The sequence below is a fragment of the Aeromonas rivipollensis genome (genome assembly GCF_010974825.1).
GTDB classification, from domain to species: domain Bacteria; phylum Pseudomonadota; class Gammaproteobacteria; order Enterobacterales; family Aeromonadaceae; genus Aeromonas; species Aeromonas rivipollensis.
On record NZ_JAAILA010000010.1, the window covers coordinates 192,746 to 208,950 of the forward strand.

Here is a 16,205-nt window from a genome sequence, read left to right on the forward strand (position 1 = left end):
TCAGATAAACCCGGATCGGGCCAGGGTCTCCAGGGTCAGGCTGGATCCGCCCTGCTCCTGCGCCCTGCCCTGCATCAGCCGCTCCAGATAGCGGGCGATTTGATCCACCTCCAGGTTCACCCTGTGGCCCGGTTTCCAGCGGGCTATGGTGGTCTCCTGGGCGGTGTGGGGCACTATGGTCAGGCGAAAGAGATCCCCCTGCACGGCGTTGACCGTCAGACTGATGCCATCCACCGCAATAGACCCCTTCTCGGCTATGTAGCGAGAAAGTTCCTGTGGCGCCTGGATCCAGTACTCGATGGCGCGGCCGCTGCTGGACTTGCTCTTCACCTCGCCTATGCCATCGACATGGCCCGAGACCAGGTGGCCGCCGAGGCGGGAGCTCGGCATCAGCGCCTTCTCGAGATTCACCGGATCCCCCACCTTGGCCTCGGCAAAACCGGTGCGAGAGAGGGTCTCAAGGGAAACGTCCGCGGTGTAGCTCTTGTCCCCCAGGGCCACCACCGTCAGGCAGACGCCGTTGGTGGCGATGGAGTCGCCCAGCTTGACGTCGCCAAAGTCCAGGGTCGGCGCATGGACTGTGAGGGCCATGTCATCCCCCTGGCGGCGCAGGGCGGCCAGGGTGCCCATGGCTTCGATAATTCCGGTAAACATGCAGATCACCTTGATGATGACGAGGTCAAACCGACCCCGATAGACAGTGAAAAATCAGGCAATTTTCGCTGTGATGCGAATATCCTGCCCCACCAGACGCACATCCTTGAGCTGGAGCTTGGGGGCCTGGAACAGCTTGGTCAACTCCGGCAGGTGGAACAGGCCGCGCCCCTCATCCCCCAGCAGCTTGGGAGCCTGATAGAGCACCAGCTCGTCCACCAGCCCCTTGGCCAGCAGGGCGCCGCACAGCCTGGGGCCCGCCTCCACCAGCACAGAGTTGATGTTCTGCTTGGCCAGCAGCATGAAGAGGCTGACCAGATCCAGCTTGCCATCCAGCAGCGGCAGGGTCAGCTGCTGCACCCAGGCAGGCCAGTCCCCGTCGACCTTGTGACGGGCCAGCAGCACGGGGCTCTCGCTCTGGAACAGGGGCAGATCAGGGGTGAGCCGGTTCTGGGAATCGACGATGACCCGCAGCGGCTGGCGCAGGGTCTCTTTGGGATAAACGGCCTTGACCGAGGCTGGCAGCTCGTCCCAGCGCACGTTGAGGGAGGCGCCGTCGGCCAGCACAGTCTCGGCGCTGGAGAGCACAGCATCGTGGCGGGCACGCAGCCGCTGCACGTCGCGGCGCGCCTCCGGGGAGGTGATCCACTGGCTCTCGCCACTCGCCATGGCGGTGCGGCCGTCGAGGCTGGCACCGAGCTTGACCGTCACCTGCGGGAAGGCGGTGCGCATCCGCTTGAAGAAACCCGGGTTGAGGGCCTCGGCCTCGGCGCTGAGCAGGCCGAAGTCGGTCTTGATGCCCGCCTCGGAGAGCATGCGCAGGCCGCGTCCCCCCACCTGGGGATTGGGATCCACCATGGCGGCGACCACCCGGGTCACGCCGGCCTTGATCAGCGCCTCGGCGCAGGGAGGGGTGCGACCGTGATGGGAGCAGGGCTCCAGGGTCACATAAGCGGTGGCGCCGCGGGCCTCTTCCCCGGCGGCATGCAGGGCATAGACCTCGGCATGGGGTTCACCGGCACGCTGGTGCCAGCCCTCCCCCACCACAACGCCGGCCTTCACCAGCACGGCGCCTACACAGGGATTGGGGGCCGTGGTGTAACGGCCGCGGCGGGCCAGTTCGAGGGCCCGACTCATCCATTGGTAATCATCTTGACTAAACATCTGGGCTCCCGTTCAAAGCGAGAAAATTGGCGTTGTAGGTTCGATTAGCGCAGCGTAATCGGACATGGGGAAGCTTACTTCTCCAGCTTGGCGATCTCTTCACCGCTTCTTGTCATAAACAAGGCGGATGTCCTCGAAGCTGCGATAGGTGGAAACGAAGCGGATATCACCTTGCCCACCCGATAGCATTACTTTTCCAGCTTGGCGATCTCTTCACCGAATTCGCGGATGTCCTCGAAGCTGCGATAGACGGAGGCGAAGCGGATATAGGCCACCTTGTCCAGGCTCTTGAGCTCATCCATCACCAGGTTGCCCACCAGCTGGGAGGCGACTTCGCGCTCGCCGGTGGCACGCAGCCGGGACTTGATGTGGTTGACCCCCTTTTCGATGGCCTCCATGCTCACTGGCCGCTTCTCCAGGGCCCGCAGTATGCCGGCCCGCAGCTTGTCTTCATTGAAGGGCTCGCGGGAGCCGTTGGACTTGATGACACGGGGCATCACCAGCTCGGCCATCTCGAAGGTGGTGAAGCGCTCGTGGCAGAGCAGGCATTCACGACGGCGGCGCACCTGATGGCCTTCTGCCACCAGACGGGAGTCGATCACCTTGGTATCAACGGCACTACAGAAAGGGCAATGCATCTGACCTCCGGCGTTAACGGAAAAGGCACCTGCCCCGCGGGGTCAGGATCTTGGCCGGCCAGTGTAGCACGGCCATCCAAAGCCGGTAAAAGCCCAGAAAAAACAATGCCACCCGGAGGTGGCATTGGTCTCAAACCAGACTGTCTGGCCGATCAGGCATAGACAGGGAAACGGCGGCAGATGTCCAGCACCTTCTCGCGAACTGTGGCCAGCACGGCGTCGTTGTCGTGGTTGTCCAGCACGTCGCAGATCCAGTTGGTCAGCTCGATGGACTCGGCTTCCTTGAAACCACGGCGGGTGATGGCCGGGGTACCGATCCGCACACCCGAGGTGACGAAGGGAGAACGCGGGTCGTTCGGCACCGAGTTCTTGTTGACGGTGATGTTGGCCTTGCCAAGGGCGGCATCGGCTTCTTTACCGGTCAGCTCGCGGCCGATCAGATCCACCAGCATCAGGTGGTTGTCGGTACCGCCGGAGACGATCTTGTAGCCGCGCTCCATGAAGGTCGCAGCCATGGCCTTGGCGTTCTTGACGACCTGGGCCTGATAGGTTTTGAACCCCGGCTCCAGTGCTTCCTTGAAGGCCACGGCCTTGCCGGCGATGACGTGCATCAGCGGGCCACCCTGACCACCCGGGAAGACGGCGGAGTTCAGCTTCTTGTAGAGATCTTCGTCGTCAGCGGCGGAGAGGATCAGACCACCACGGGGACCAGCCAGGGTCTTGTGGGTGGTGGAGGTGACCACGTGGGCGTGGGGCACCGGGTTCGGGTAGACGCCTGCGGCAATCAGACCGGCCACGTGAGCCATGTCGACGAACAGGTAAGCACCGATCTTGTCGGCGATTTCGCGCATGCGGGCCCAGTCGACAATGCCGGAGTAGGCGGAGAAGCCACCGATCATCATCTTCGGCTTGTGCTCAACGGCAAGGCGCTCCATCTCGTCATAGTCGATCTTGCCGGACTCATCGATGCCGTAGGGGATGATGTTGTACAGCTTGCCGGAGAAGTTGACGGGGGAGCCGTGGGTCAGGTGACCACCGTGGGCCAGGTTCATGCCCAGCACTGTGTCGCCCGGCTGCAGCAGGGCCATGTAAACGGCGCTGTTGGCCTGGGAGCCGGAGTGCGGCTGCACGTTGGCATAGGTGGCACCAAACAGTTCCTTGGCGCGCTCGATGGCCAGGGTTTCGACCACGTCGACGTACTCGCAACCGCCGTAGTAACGCTTGGCCGGGTAGCCTTCAGCGTACTTGTTGGTCAACTGGGAGCCTTGGGCTTCCATGACGCGGGGGCTGGTGTAGTTCTCAGACGCGATCAGCTCGATATGTTCTTCCTGACGACGGGTTTCGTCTGTGATGGCCTGCCACAGCTCTGGATCATAGCCGGCGATGGTCATGTCACGTTTCAACATCCGTTTATCTCCTGAAAATCGTTTGCGCGATAGGTGAAGTGGGCCCGCGCATTGTAACGTGAGCTGGATCAAAGAGACAGTCCAACCACCCAAAAACTTGTTTATAAAATGTAAAATACGTCGCAATTTTCGAAGCCGGACGCCCCTCTTCCTCCTTGCCTCTCGCGGGCCCCGTACGCCCTCCGCCAGCTCGGCCCCTCCTCAGGCGCCCGATGCTCCTGCCTGACCCGCCCTCAGAGTCTTCCTCAGTGGAGGGAAAAAACCAGAGCCAGATCATGGATATAGCATTTACTAACAGATAACATCTTTAGACAGCACAGCGGTTGCGAAGCCTGGCGAGCGGCCATGGGCTGGCAACGGCAGGGCCCTTTGGCGCACAGGCTCACACCAGAGCCCTGCATTTGCCTCTCTCACCACAAGGGGGAACTCCACCATGGATCATCTGATGCTGTTTGTGATTGTCGCTGTCTTTGCCATCTTCTATTGGGTCTACTACACCGGCAGTCGCAAGGGCGCCTGCACCACCAGCTGGGAGACGCTGCCCACCCGGGCGCAGTACCTGGCGGCCCACCCCGAGGCCGTCGATGGCGATATCATCTTTTGCATCCATTGCGGCCACCATCAGCAGCTCGAGGTGGGGGTGGTGCACCAGGCCGACTACCGGCGCCAGCACATCTGCCCCCGCTGCAAGCAGGCGCTCTATAGAGACGAGGAGCAGGAAGAAAGCGGCGGAGAAACCGTCGGCAGCAGACCAGGCTGAGGCTCATGCCGGGGTTGGCAGCTGCCTCTCCTGCCACACCTTGAGCGTCGCCACCGCCGCCTCAAACTCCCCGGCCAGCCCCGCAGGATCACCCTCCCCCGCCTCCAGGGCGGCGCACTGCGCGGCAAAGTCATCCAGCCCGAGCGCCAGGGCACTGCCCTTGAGCTTGTGGGCCATCCCCTTGCGCTCCTCCCCCTCGCACCGCACCAGCGCGGCCACCAGGGCCGCCCCCTGGGATTCAAACAATCCGATGAGCTGACGGATGCGCTGGCTGCCGAGCAAGGCCAGATCCGCGTCCAGCACGGGGTTGGCGGCCTGCGGGGCGGGCGGGTTGACGGTACCCTCCCTCGCGCCCGGCGGGGCCTGCGTTGTCTCTCCCTGGCACTGCCGGTCTATGGCGCTGGCCAGCGCCGCCAGGCGCACCGGTTTGCCGACAAAGTCCGCAAAGCCCGCCTCCAGACAGAGACGGATATCCTCGGGATACATCTGGGCCGAGATGGCGATGGCGGGCAGAGGGCGCTCGTGCACCTCCTCGCTGATGGCGGCCAGATCCTCGCGCAGGGTCAGGCCATCCATGTCTGGCAGATTGATGTCGAGCAGTGCCAGATCGAAACCCCGCTCTGTCACCCGCGCCAGGGCCGAGCGCCCGTCTTCCGCCAGGGTGACACTGTGGCCTAGGCGCACCAGCATGCCCTGCGCCACCAGCCGGTTGATCTCGTTGTCCTCCACCAGCAGGATGTCGCGAGGCTGGCCGAGATGCAGCGGCTGGGCCGCGGCCGGCAACTGGGCGGCCGAGCGTTGCAGGGGCAGGCTGAAGCTGAAGCGGCAACCCTCCCCGGGCCGGCTGGCGAGGCACAGCTCGCCCCCCATGGCGGCCACCAGCTTGCGACTGATGGCAAGCCCGAGCCCTGTGCCCCCCTGGTGCCCCATGTCCTGCTTGCGCTGGCGGAACGCCTCGAACACCGCCTCCTGCTCTTGCTCCGGAATGCCGGGGCCGGTATCGCTCACCACGAACAGGATGCAGGGCTCGGCGCAGGGGCCGCCGCATGGAAGGGGGCTCACCTCGAGGCAGATCCGCCCCCTGGCGGTGAACTTGACCGCGTTGCCCAAGAGGTTCCCGAGCACCTGGCGCAGCTTGCCCAGATCCCCTTCCACCACGGGGGGCAGGGCGGGGGCATATTCCAGCACCAGGACCACTCCCCTGGCCTCTGCCTTGGGCCTGAACAGGGCGCTCAGCTCATCCACCAGCTGATGCAGCGGGAAGGGTTCCCGGCGCGCCTCCAGGTGGCCCGCCTCAATCTTGGAGTAGTCGAGGATGTCGTTGAGGATCTCCAGCAGGGATTCGCCGCTGTGCTCTATGGCGGCGAGATAGCGCCGCTGGGTCTCGTTGAGATGGGTATCCTCCAGCAGGGTCAGGCCCCCCAGAATGCCGTTCATGGGGGTGCGAATTTCGTGGCTCATGGTGGCGAGGAAGACCGACTTGGCCCTATTGGCCTGCTCCGCCTCGGCGCGGGCCAGGCGCTGGTTCTCCACCTCTTCGTTGAGGCGCAGGTTGGCATGGCTGAGCTGGCGGGTGCGCTCCACCACCCGTGACTCCAGCTCCCGCTGGTAGCGACCCAGCTCGACCGCATTGTCACGAAACACCTGCAGGGCACGCCCCAGCTCCGCCAGCTCGTCACTACCCGTCCCTGCGATCGGGTCAAGGGGGGCCAGATCCCCACGCGCCAACCGGCTCATCCCCTTCACCGCGTGTTGCAGCGGCCAGACGATGCGGCCGTAGACCATGCGCCACATCAACAGCATCAGCAGTACCAGGGTGAGCAGGCCTATCCCCATCAGGGCCTGCTCCAGCAGCTTGAGACGCTGGCTCAGGGCCTGCTGGCTCTCCCCCAGGGAGTCGCGGGCACGGTTGACCAGGTCATCCACCTGCTGGTTGAGGCTGCTCATCAAGGCCTCATTGGCGCTGGCCAGCACCCGCAGCGCCTCCCCCTTGCCGAGCCAGTCGCTGCGCAGCTGCACCAGCTTGTCGCTCTGCGCCAGCACGGAGAGGGCCTGCTCCACCCCCTGGCGGCGCGCCGGATCCGTCACAGCCCCTGCGCGCAGCTGCAAGATCGCCAGCTCCCGCTGTCCATCCCGCAACAGTCCCTGCAAGCGATCCTGCCGCTCGCCGCGCCAGATTTCCTCGATGCGCTGCTGCTGCATCAGGGTTCTGTGCCGCAGCTCAGTCATCTGCTCCAGCCAGTCGAGATCCTGCTCCAGCAACCTGTCTATCGCGACGGCGGCGGCGCGCCCCTGCAAGGGGTAGAGGGAGCCGAGCCCCGCCACCATCACGGTTTCGGCATTCTCCATCTGGCTGCGGGCCAGCTCGGCCACCTCGCCGGCCGCGGCCACCAGGCGAGCGCGCAAGGCGTCACCTTGCGCCATCAGGGTCAGGCGCTCCCCCACCAGCCAGCCCTGCTGCCCCAGGTTGCCTATGATGGCCTGGCTCAGGGGATGGAGCTGCTCCTGCACCTGCTTCTCCCCCTCACCGCCGAGCTGGGCCAGCAGGCGCTGCATCTGCTGCCCCTGCAGGGTGAGCAAGCGCCCCTGATGCTCCCGCTCCGCCTCGCTGGTCGCCGTGGCCAGCAGATGGGACGCGCTCTGGATCTCGCCGCTCAGGCGCGCCAGGGTACGGGCCCGCTCCTGATCGGCCAGGGTCTGCTGCACCCCCTGCTCCAGCTGGCGCAGGTGGGTGAGCCCAATCCACCCGAGCAGGGAGGCGCTCAGGGTCAGCAGCGCCATCAGGGAGAAGGCCAGCAGCAGCCTGCCCCCCAGGCCGGAAAAGATTCTCACGCTCAGCACCTTGGTTGTGGTCGGCTTTGACCGGATAATGTGGGCCCACACTTTAACAAAACCCCGGGTTATGCGAAGCGTCTATCTCTCCCTGTTGCTCATGCTGCTCCCTGGCCCCCTGCTCGCCTTCGAGGTGGATCACTGGCCCGGTGGCGAGTTTGGCGGCCAGCCAGTACGCCAGCAGTGGCCGGAACCCGCCGCCGCAACCAAACCCCTGACACTGTGCGCCCTCTATCCCCATCTGCGGGACGCCTACTGGCTGTCGGTCAATCAGGGCATGGTGGAAGAGGCGACACGGCTGGGGGTCAGCTTGCGGATCCACGAGGCGGGAGGCTACGGTGCCCTGGCCGAGCAGCGCCAGCAGTTGCAGCAGTGCCTGAGGGAGGGGAGCGACGCCATCCTGCTCGGCGCCGTGAGTCATGAGGGACTGAGGGAGGCAATCACCGCCAGCCCGCTGCCGGTATTCGGCCTGGTCAACGATCTGCCCGCTGGCCTGGTGCAGGCCAAGGTGGGCGTCTCCTGGTATCAGATGGGCTGGCAGATGGGGCACTGGCTGGCACTGCGTCACCCGGCGGGCAGCCAACCCGTCTCGGTGGCCCTGTTCCCGGGCCCCAAGAGCAGCGGTGGCAACAACGTGGTCGAGCCCGGCTTTGCCGATGCCATCCGGGGGAGCGCCATCAAGCTGGTGACCACGGCCCGCGGCGACAACAGCCGCGAGATCCAGCGCACCCTGGTGCAGCAGACCCTGGCCCGCCACCCGGACCTCGACTATCTGGTGGGGGGGGCTATTGCCGCCGAAGTGGCGGTCAACGAGCTGGCGCAGCGCCATCTCGACAGGCCCCAAGTGCTGAGTACCTACTTCAGTCATGGGGTGCAGCGCGGCCTGCTGCGAGGCAAGATGCTGGCGGCCAACAGCGATCAGATGCGGCTGCAAGGCCGCCTCGCCGTGGCCCAGGCCGTCTGCCTGCTACAGCATCCCGAGGCGGGCGAGCAGCAGTGCCCGCGGGTGATGGGGCCACCCATTCTGACCCTGGATGGACCCCTGGCCGACACCGGCGACTCCCTCTCCAATGGGGCATTTCGCCCCGTCTACCGGGTCGGTGCCGCCCCCGCAGACCATTAGCCCCGCCAGCTGACTCAGGGGGCCAGCTCGCCGGCAAACAGATAGCCTTCCCCGTGGACGGTGACAAAGAGCTGGGGATCCCGGGGATCCAGCTCCATCTTGCCCCGCAGCCGCCGGATCAGCACGTCTATGGTGCGATCGCTCGGGCCATCGCCACGGTGGCTGATGAGGGTCAGGATCCGCTCCCGGCTCAGCACCCGCCCGGGGTGGGCGACGAAGGCCACCAGCACCTCGTATTCGGCCTTGGTCAGGCGCACCGGCACCCCGTCCTTGCTGAGCTGGCGGCGGGGAATATCGAAGCGCCAGGGGCCGAAATAGACAGCGTCGTCGAGGGGCTCGGCGACCCGGGTGGCAGGCGCCGCCAACGAGATCCGCCACAGCAGGTTCTTGACCCGCACCAGCAGCTCCCGCAGCTCGAACGGCTTGGTGACATAGTCATCGGCCCCCATCTCCAGGCCGACTATCCGGTCCACCGCATCGCTGCGGCCGGTGACCAGAATGATCCCCACAGTGCTGCGCGCCCTCAGCTCGCGGGTCAGCAGCAGGCCATCCTCCCCCGGCAGGTTGATGTCCAGCATCACCAGATCCACCTCCTGCTGTGCCAGCACGGCCCGCATCTCCTGGCCATTTTCCACCGCCGTCACCCGATAGCCCTCCCGCTCGAAATAGCCGGTCAGCTTCTCGCGGGTAACCGCATCATCTTCAACAACCAGAATGTGGTAGCTCATGGGCAGGGTTCACGAAGGTCGACAAGGGAGGATTATTCTATTCACATTTTGTCATAAATACCCCTATTTCGTTAATTTGTGGCGGCAACCCTGTTCACAGCCTCTCCCTATCATGGCCCTCATCAAAAAGTCATGATGATGAGAGACAGCTATGAAAAAACTGTGGCACTTCCTGCGCACACCCAGCCGCCGCTGGTCGGTGCTGGCGCTGGTTCTGGCCGGCGTCGGGGTCACCCTTGCCGGTACCGTCGGCCTGCATTACGGCTTCGAGAAGACCAGCAGCCTCGAGTTCTGCATCTCCTGCCACTCCATGAAAGACACCGTCTATCCGGAGTACAAGGAGTCCATCCACTTCAAGAATGCCTCCGGCGTCCAGGCTGTCTGTACCGACTGTCACCAGCCGAAAGACTTTGTCGGCAAGGTGGCCCGCAAGATGGAGGCGGCCAACGACCTCTATCAGGAGTACATAGGCCACAGCATCGACACCCAGGAGAAGTTCGAGGACAGGCGCCTGCACCTGGCCGAGAAGGTGTGGGCCCGGATGAGCAGCCAGAACTCCAAGACCTGCAAGTCCTGCCACAGCTACGACAACATGGATCACGCCAAGCAATCCCCCGCCGCCGCCCTGGCCATGAAGGATGCGGCAGCTAAGAACATGAACTGCATCGAGTGCCACAAGGGCATAGCCCACGAGCTGCCCAATATGGCGGGGGGCTTCCGGGCCACCTATGCCACCCTGGCCAGCGAAGCCCAGCAGGCGCCAGCCGGCGACACCCTCTACACCCTGGGTGAAAAAGACCTCTACACCAGCGAGCAGAGCACTGATCCCGTCGGCAAGCTGCTGCCCGCCTCCCGCATCGACGTCATTGCCCGCAGCGGCGATCGCCTGCAGGTGACCATAGAGGGCTGGCGCGAGCGCGAAGGCAAGGGCCGGGTGCTGAGCGAATACATGGGCAAGCGGGTCTTCGTGGCCACAGTCCGTGACGAGCTGAAAGCGAACGAGAAAGTCCTCAAGCAGGAAACCGACAGCGCCACCCATATCCAGTGGGAGCAGGTGCAGGTGCAGGCCTGGGTCGATGGCAAGGGGCTCGAACCCTCCCTCAAGCCCATCTGGGATTATGCCGGCGAGATGTACAAGTCCACCTGCAACTCCTGCCACGGCGCGCCGGACCCGGCTCACTTCACCGCCAACGGCTGGATCTCGGGGCTCAAGGCGATGTCTGCCTACTATCGCCTGAGCAAGGAAGAGGAGCGCACCCTGCTCAAGTACCTGCAAAACCATGCCGCCGATACCGGTGGTCAGGGCAGCCACTAAGTCCGGATTCGAAAGAGGAATAACAAGATGATCAACATTTCCCGTCGTGGTTTTCTGGGTGGCTTGCTGGCCAGCGGTGCCTCTGCCCTGATCGGCCCCTCCCTGCTCGGTCGCGCCGTGATGGCCGCCGAGTCCGGCGACAAGCTGGTGCAGTCCGGCTCCCACTGGGGCGCCTTCCGTGCCCGGGTGGTGGACGGCCGCTGGGTCGAGACCCTGCCGTTCGAGCATGACAAACACCCCACCGACATGCTCAAGGCCTTGAGTGAAGTGGTCTACAACCCCTCCCGCATCCGCTACCCCATGGTGCGGCTGGACTGGCTGCGCAAGGGCCACCAGTCCGACACCAGCGAACGCGGCCAGAACCGCTTCGTGCGGGTCACCTGGTCCCAGGCGCTGGACTTCTTCTATCACGAGCTGGAACGGGTGCAGAAAACCCATGGCCCGAGCGCCCTCTATGCCGGTCACTCCGGCTGGCAGTCGGTGGGCAAGCTGCACTCCGCCGGCGCCATGCTGGGGCGTGCCATGAACCTGCACGGCACCTATCTGGCCAAGGCCGGTGACTACTCCACCGGCGCCGCCCAGGTGATCCTGCCCCACGTGGCGGGGGCCATGGAAGTCTACGAGCAGCAGACCTCCTGGCCACTGGTGCTGGAGCACAGCAAGACCATAGTCATCTGGGGGTCTGACCCCATCAAGAACCTGCAGGTGGGCTGGCTGGTGCCGGATCACAGCGTCTACGACTACTGGGCAGAGTTGAAAGAGAAGGTGGCCAAGGGCGAGATCCGGGTCATCAGCGTCGATCCGGTCAAATCCAAGACCCAGAAGTACCTCAATTGCGATCAGATAACCCTGAACCCGCAGACCGACGTGCCCCTGATGCTGGGCATAGCCCACACCCTCTACAGCGAGAAGCGCCACGACGAGGCCTTCCTCAAGAACTACACCACAGGTTTTGACAAGTTCCTGCCCTACCTGCTGGGCACCAGCGATGGTCAGGTGAAGGATGCCGAGTGGGCCGCCGCCATCTGTGGCGTCCCTGCCGAGATCATCCGCGAGCTGGCCCGCACCATGAGCAGCGGCCGTACCCAGCTTATCGGCGGCTGGTGCGTGCAGCGTATGCACCACGGCGAACAGTACGCCTGGATGCTGGTGGTACTGGCCTCGATGATTGGCCAGATCGGCCTGCCGGGGGGCGGTTACGGCTTTGGCTGGCACTACAACGGGGCGGGCACCATCACCTCCAGCGGCCCCATCATGTCCGGTTTCAGCTCTGTCATTCCCGGCGTCAAACCGCTCCACGACGGCGACTGGAAGGGTTACTCCAAATTCATTCCGGTGGCCCGTTTCGTCGACTGCATCCTCAATCCGGGCGAGACCATCGCCTTCAACGGCCAGACCATCACCTACCCCCACATGAAGATGGCGGTGTTCTGCGGCAACAACCCCTTCCACCACCAGCAGGATCGCAACAAGATGGTGGCGGCCTGGCGCAAGCTGGAAACCGTGGTCAGCATCGATCACCAGTGGACTGCCAGCTGCCGCTTCGCCGACATAGTGCTGCCCGCGACCACTACCTATGAGCGGGATGACATCGAGCAGTGGGGCTCCCACTCCAACGCGGGCATTCTGGCCATGTACAAGGTGGTGGAGCCGCTGTTCGAGGCGCGCGATGACTACGACATCTTCGCCGATCTCTGCCGTCGCTTCGGTCGCGAGGCCGAGTTCACCGGTGGCAAGAGCAAGCTGGAGTGGATCCAGAGCATCTATGACGACGCCCGCCTGCAGGGCCGCGGCATCGGCATTCGTCTGCCCCGTTTCAGCCAGTTCTGGCACGGCGAGGGCTTCGTCACCTTCCCGGCGGGCCAACCCTGGGTGCGCCACGAGTCGTTCCGTCAGGAGCCGGATCTGGAGCCGCTGGGCACCCCGTCTGGCCTTATCGAGATCTACTCCAAGACCATCGCCGACTACGGCTATGGGGATTGCCCGGGCCATCCGGTCTGGATCGAGCCCTACGAGCGCTCCCACGGCGGGCCGGGCAGCAAACAGTACCCGCTGCACCTGCAATCCTGCCACCCGGACAAGCGGCTGCACAGCCAGCTCTGCTCCTCCGACAACTACCGCGCCACCTACACGGTGCAGGGTCGCGAGCCCGTCTACATGAATCCCCAGGATGCCAAATCCCGCGGCCTAAAGGACGGGGATCTGGTGCGGGTGTTCAACGGTCGCGGTCAGGTATTGGCCGGTCTGGTGGTGAGCGATGACTACGCTCCCGGCGTCGTCAGGATCCAGGAGGGGGCCTGGTATGGCCCGCAGGAGGGCGGCAAGGTCGGCACCCTCTGTACCTACGGCGATCCCAATGTACTGACCGCCGACATCGGCTCCTCCAGCCTGGCGCAGGCCACCACGGCCCACACAGCACTGGTGGAGATCGAGAAGTTCAGTGGGCAGGCGCCCGCCGTCACCGCCTTCGGCGCGCCTGAGTCGGCCAAGGGCATAGACCCCATGTTCCCGGCACTCTGACCCCGGGGAGACGAAAGCGCCCCCTTGAGTTTCCTTTATTTTTAAAGTCGTTAGAATCGGGAGCCATCAAGGCTCCCGATTGCCATCCACGGAGGAAAAATGCAGGAATTTATGGCTACCAGCGAACGCCGGGCCCAACTCTACTGGTGGTTCTCCACCCTGTTTGCCGCCGAACTCAGTGATGAGCAGATCGCCGAATATGACACCTATGACGTGCGAAGCTTCCTGAAAAGCCTCTCCACTCTGGATCCCATGCGCGAGGCAGTGGCCGAGCTCAATGACGCCATCGCCCGCCTGCTGGTGCGCACCGATCGCCAGCTCGAACTGGCGGCCGATTTTGCCGGCCTCTTCCTGGTCGATCCCAAGCAGGGGGCCCTGCCCTACGAGTCCCTCTACCGGGGCGAGGCCAAGCTGCTGATGCAGGCCCCCATGGCCGAGATGCAGGCCCGCCTGGATCGCCTCGGCATCAATGTCAGCGACAAGTACAAGGAGCCCGCCGATCACCTGGCCATAGAGCTGGATCTGATGGGCAACCTCATCATACACGCGGCGGAAGCGACCACGGCCGCCCAGCGGGAGAGCTGGCTCGGGGAGCAGGAAGCCTTGCTGCACGAACATCTGCTGGCCTGGTTCCCGCGCTTCGAGGCCGCCTGCCGCGCCGCCGACCAGTTTGGCTTCTACGGCGCCAGCGCCCGGCTGCTGGGGGTCTTCCTCACCATGGATGCCAACTACCTCAGCCTGGTCAAGCCGGCGCAGTCTGCCGACTAAGCCTCGAATGAAGACAGCTCTGCTTCTTATTGCATGCTGGCTGCTGGCCCTGATCCCGCTGGATCAGGGCCTGACCCCCCTCGCGGTCCTGCTGTTTCACCCGGACAGGGAACTGTACGGCGCCGCCCAGCTCACCGGCTTTGCCGGTATCCTGCTCACCCTCTACCTCGCCAATCTCGGCGTCGAGGTGGTGCTGCGCCGCCGCTTCCAGATAGCGGGCATGCTGACCCTGCTGGTGGCCTGGATAGACTTCATCAACAGCAGCGGCAGCGAGTCGCACTTCCTGCTGCTCTACCTGCTGGCCCTGCCGTTCCACCTGCTCGGCTGGCTGGTACTGGTGCGCGGCATTCAGGCATTCGGCCGCCAGAAAGGCTGACATCCCGTTGATTTAACATCACTCCCAGACTTTTTCTCCCTCTTGAAACTTCCTGCCATACTGACACAGTCGTCTAAATGACAAAGAAATCAATTCAGGAGCCTCCATGGAAAAAGTGCTACCCGAATCGGTTCAGACACTGCATTTGTCAGGCCCGTTATCCCTTCATGAATGGCAACAACTGTTCGAGCTGGCACCCTTTGGGATAGGGGTCTTCGATCGTGACTTCAGGTGCCGTGGCGTCAACGGTATCTTCACCGAGCTGAGCGGTCTGGCTCAGGGGGATCACCTCGGCAAGACGCTGTTCGACATCACGCCGGCCCAGGCCCCCATGCTGCTCCCCCGGCTCAAGCAATTGCTCAATGGCGTCCCCCGGGCCGAGCTGGATCTGGGCTGCATCCATGTCTCCCGCCCCGGCGGGCCGAGGCGCTGGCAGATGAGCTGCAGCCCCCTGATGGATGCCGCTGGGATCTTCAATGGCATCTTCCTCATCGCTCGGGATCTCACCCAGGATCCCCGCGCCTACCTGGGAGTGACCCGCTTCACCGGGGAGATCCAGGAGGCCAGCAGCCAGCACGCACAGCGGCTCTACCAGGCGGAAGCCAGGCTCCACCACCTCTCCTATCACGACCCCCTCACCGATCTTGGCAACCGCAACCTGCTGCAGGAGCGGCTCGAACTGGAGATAGAGACGGCCCGCCTGAACAAGCAGGCCCTCGCCCTGCTGTTCATCGATCTCGACGGCTTCAAGCTGATCAACGACAACCTGGGGCACAGCGCCGGGGATCTGCTGCTCAAGCTGCTGGCACAGCGCATCCGCCACAGCCTGCGCCCGGGGGATCTCGCCACCCGGCTCGGTGCAGACGAGTTTCTGGTGCTGCTTCCCGACATCCGGCAGCCCCAGGATCTGGTGGGGCTGATCGAGCGGCTGCAACACAGGCTCCACGATCCGGCCGACATAGGGCAGGAGCGGGTGAGGCTCTCGGCCAGCATAGGCGTCGCCCTCTACCCGGAGCATGGCCTGACCCCGGACAGCCTCATCAGTGCGGCGGACAATGCCATGCATGAGGCCAAGCGCCGGGGCCGCAACGGCTATCTGTTCTACTCTCCCGACATGATGACCCAGATGAGGGAGCGGATGGCCCTGGAGCAGGGGCTGATCAAGGCCATGGAGCAGCAGCAGTTCCGCCTGCTGTACCAGCCCATGACGGATCTGGCCAATGACAGCCTCAGCGGCCTCGAGGCCCTGGTGCGCTGGCAGCACCCGAGCGAGGGCATGATCTCTCCCGCCCGCTTCATTCCGGTGGCCGAGGAGTGCGGCCTGATAGAGCAGTTGGGGGAATGGGTGATGCGCACCGCCTGCCAGCAGGGACAGCGGTGGCTGGCGGAAGGGTTCGCCGTGCCCAGGTTGTCCGTCAATGTGTCGGTCAGGGAGATGCGCTCCCCCGACTACGTGGACAGGGTCACCGCCATCCTGGCGCAGACCGGCTTCCCGGCAGAGCGGCTGGAGATAGAGGTCACCGAGAGCATCATCCAGAGCGTGGATCAGAGCCTGAGTCTCTTTACTCGCCTCAAGGCGCTGGGAGTGCAGATCGCCATCGACGACTTTGGCACCGGCTTCTCCTCCCTGAGCCTGCTCAAAAGCCTGCCCATAGACCGCATCAAGATAGACAGGGCCTTCGTCCAGGCGCTGCCCGACGACAAGCACAGCCGGGAGCTGTGCCGCACCATAGTCAGCCTGGCCGACAGCCTCGGCATGGCGGTCACGGCGGAAGGCATAGAGACCCAGCCCCAACGCCAGTTCTTGCAGTCTCTGCGCTGCGAGGAGGGCCAGGGCTACCTGTTCAGCCACCCCCTGTCAGAACCCCACATGACCTCCATGCTCGCCCCCCAGCGCTGACAACGGCCGCCTCAAGGGATC

The 16,205-nt window shown here is 64.3% G+C and carries 12 protein-coding genes and 2 pseudogenes; 8 read left to right on the forward strand and 6 right to left on the reverse strand.

Translation table 11 applies throughout. The annotated features are described in order from the left end of the window. The 4 genes from G4923_RS07580 to glyA all read right to left on the reverse strand — a co-directional run bounded on the left by G4923_RS07580 (nt 1) and on the right by glyA (nt 3,862). The gene (locus tag G4923_RS07580) at nt 1-654 is read right to left on the reverse strand and encodes a riboflavin synthase (RefSeq protein ID WP_106887635.1); all 654 of its coding nucleotides are present in this window, start codon (nt 652-654) and stop codon (nt 1-3) included. A gap of 54 nt (nt 655-708) precedes the next feature. After that, nucleotides 709-1,818 carry a bifunctional diaminohydroxyphosphoribosylaminopyrimidine deaminase/5-amino-6-(5-phosphoribosylamino)uracil reductase RibD gene (gene ribD / locus G4923_RS07585; protein WP_163136402.1) on the reverse strand — a complete coding sequence of 370 codons (1,110 nt, stop codon included), beginning with the start codon at nt 1,816-1,818 and terminating at the stop codon, nt 709-711. 188 nt (nt 1,819-2,006) lie between these two features. Beyond that, nucleotides 2,007-2,456 carry a transcriptional regulator NrdR gene (gene nrdR, locus G4923_RS07590; RefSeq protein WP_025326027.1) on the reverse strand — a complete coding sequence of 150 codons (450 nt, stop codon included), beginning with the start codon at nt 2,454-2,456 and terminating at the stop codon, nt 2,007-2,009. 152 nt (nt 2,457-2,608) lie between these two features. Continuing rightward, nucleotides 2,609-3,862: a serine hydroxymethyltransferase gene (gene glyA / locus G4923_RS07595; protein WP_106887638.1), complete on the reverse strand. Its 1,254-nt coding sequence runs from the start codon at nt 3,860-3,862 to the stop codon at nt 2,609-2,611. 433 nt (nt 3,863-4,295) lie between these two features. Between glyA and G4923_RS07600 the strand changes: the two genes are divergently transcribed. After that, nucleotides 4,296-4,622, forward strand: coding sequence for a hypothetical protein (locus G4923_RS07600; protein ID WP_111910396.1), 327 nt, complete (start codon nt 4,296-4,298; stop codon nt 4,620-4,622). A gap of 3 nt (nt 4,623-4,625) precedes the next feature. Here the strand turns inward: G4923_RS07600 and torS are convergent, their stop codons facing one another. Next, nucleotides 4,626-7,454 carry a TMAO reductase system sensor histidine kinase/response regulator TorS gene (gene torS / locus G4923_RS07605; RefSeq protein WP_163136404.1) on the reverse strand — a complete coding sequence of 943 codons (2,829 nt, stop codon included), beginning with the start codon at nt 7,452-7,454 and terminating at the stop codon, nt 4,626-4,628. A 70-nt stretch (nt 7,455-7,524) separates the two neighbouring features. On the opposite strand from torS, the gene torT reads away from it, so the two are divergent. Then, complete coding sequence (torT, locus tag G4923_RS07610; protein WP_163136406.1) at nt 7,525-8,577, forward strand: TMAO reductase system periplasmic protein TorT; 1,053 nt, start codon at nt 7,525-7,527, stop codon at nt 8,575-8,577. Nucleotides 8,578-8,591: 14 nt separating this feature from the next. Here torT and torR read toward each other — a convergent pair whose 3' ends face one another. Then, complete coding sequence (gene torR / locus G4923_RS07615) at nt 8,592-9,305, reverse strand: two-component system response regulator TorR (RefSeq protein WP_139745181.1); 714 nt, start codon at nt 9,303-9,305, stop codon at nt 8,592-8,594. Between the two features lie 151 nt (nt 9,306-9,456). Between torR and torC the strand changes: the two genes are divergently transcribed. From torC to G4923_RS07640, 6 genes and pseudogenes are all read left to right on the forward strand, one after another. Further along, a complete protein-coding gene (gene torC, locus G4923_RS07620) occupies nt 9,457-10,620 on the forward strand; it encodes a pentaheme c-type cytochrome TorC (protein WP_163136408.1) in 1,164 nt (387 codons plus the stop codon). Nucleotides 10,621-10,647: 27 nt separating this feature from the next. Further along, the gene (gene torA / locus G4923_RS07625; RefSeq protein WP_163136410.1) at nt 10,648-13,140 is read left to right on the forward strand and encodes a trimethylamine-N-oxide reductase TorA; all 2,493 of its coding nucleotides are present in this window, start codon (nt 10,648-10,650) and stop codon (nt 13,138-13,140) included. Nucleotides 13,141-13,239: 99 nt separating this feature from the next. Beyond that, entirely contained in the window at nt 13,240-13,908 is a 669-nt protein-coding gene (gene torD, locus G4923_RS07630) for a molecular chaperone TorD (RefSeq protein WP_106887644.1), read from the forward strand. A 7-nt stretch (nt 13,909-13,915) separates the two neighbouring features. Then, nucleotides 13,916-14,284 carry a hypothetical protein gene (locus tag G4923_RS07635; RefSeq protein WP_106887645.1) on the forward strand — a complete coding sequence of 123 codons (369 nt, stop codon included), beginning with the start codon at nt 13,916-13,918 and terminating at the stop codon, nt 14,282-14,284. Nucleotides 14,285-14,390: 106 nt separating this feature from the next. After that, nucleotides 14,391-14,783 (forward strand): annotated as a pseudogene (locus G4923_RS21435) (PAS domain-containing protein); the annotation flags it as partial. A gap of 93 nt (nt 14,784-14,876) precedes the next feature. Continuing rightward, nucleotides 14,877-16,184: pseudogene (locus G4923_RS07640) on the forward strand (putative bifunctional diguanylate cyclase/phosphodiesterase); the annotation flags it as partial. Nucleotides 16,185-16,205: the final 21 nt, after the last annotated feature.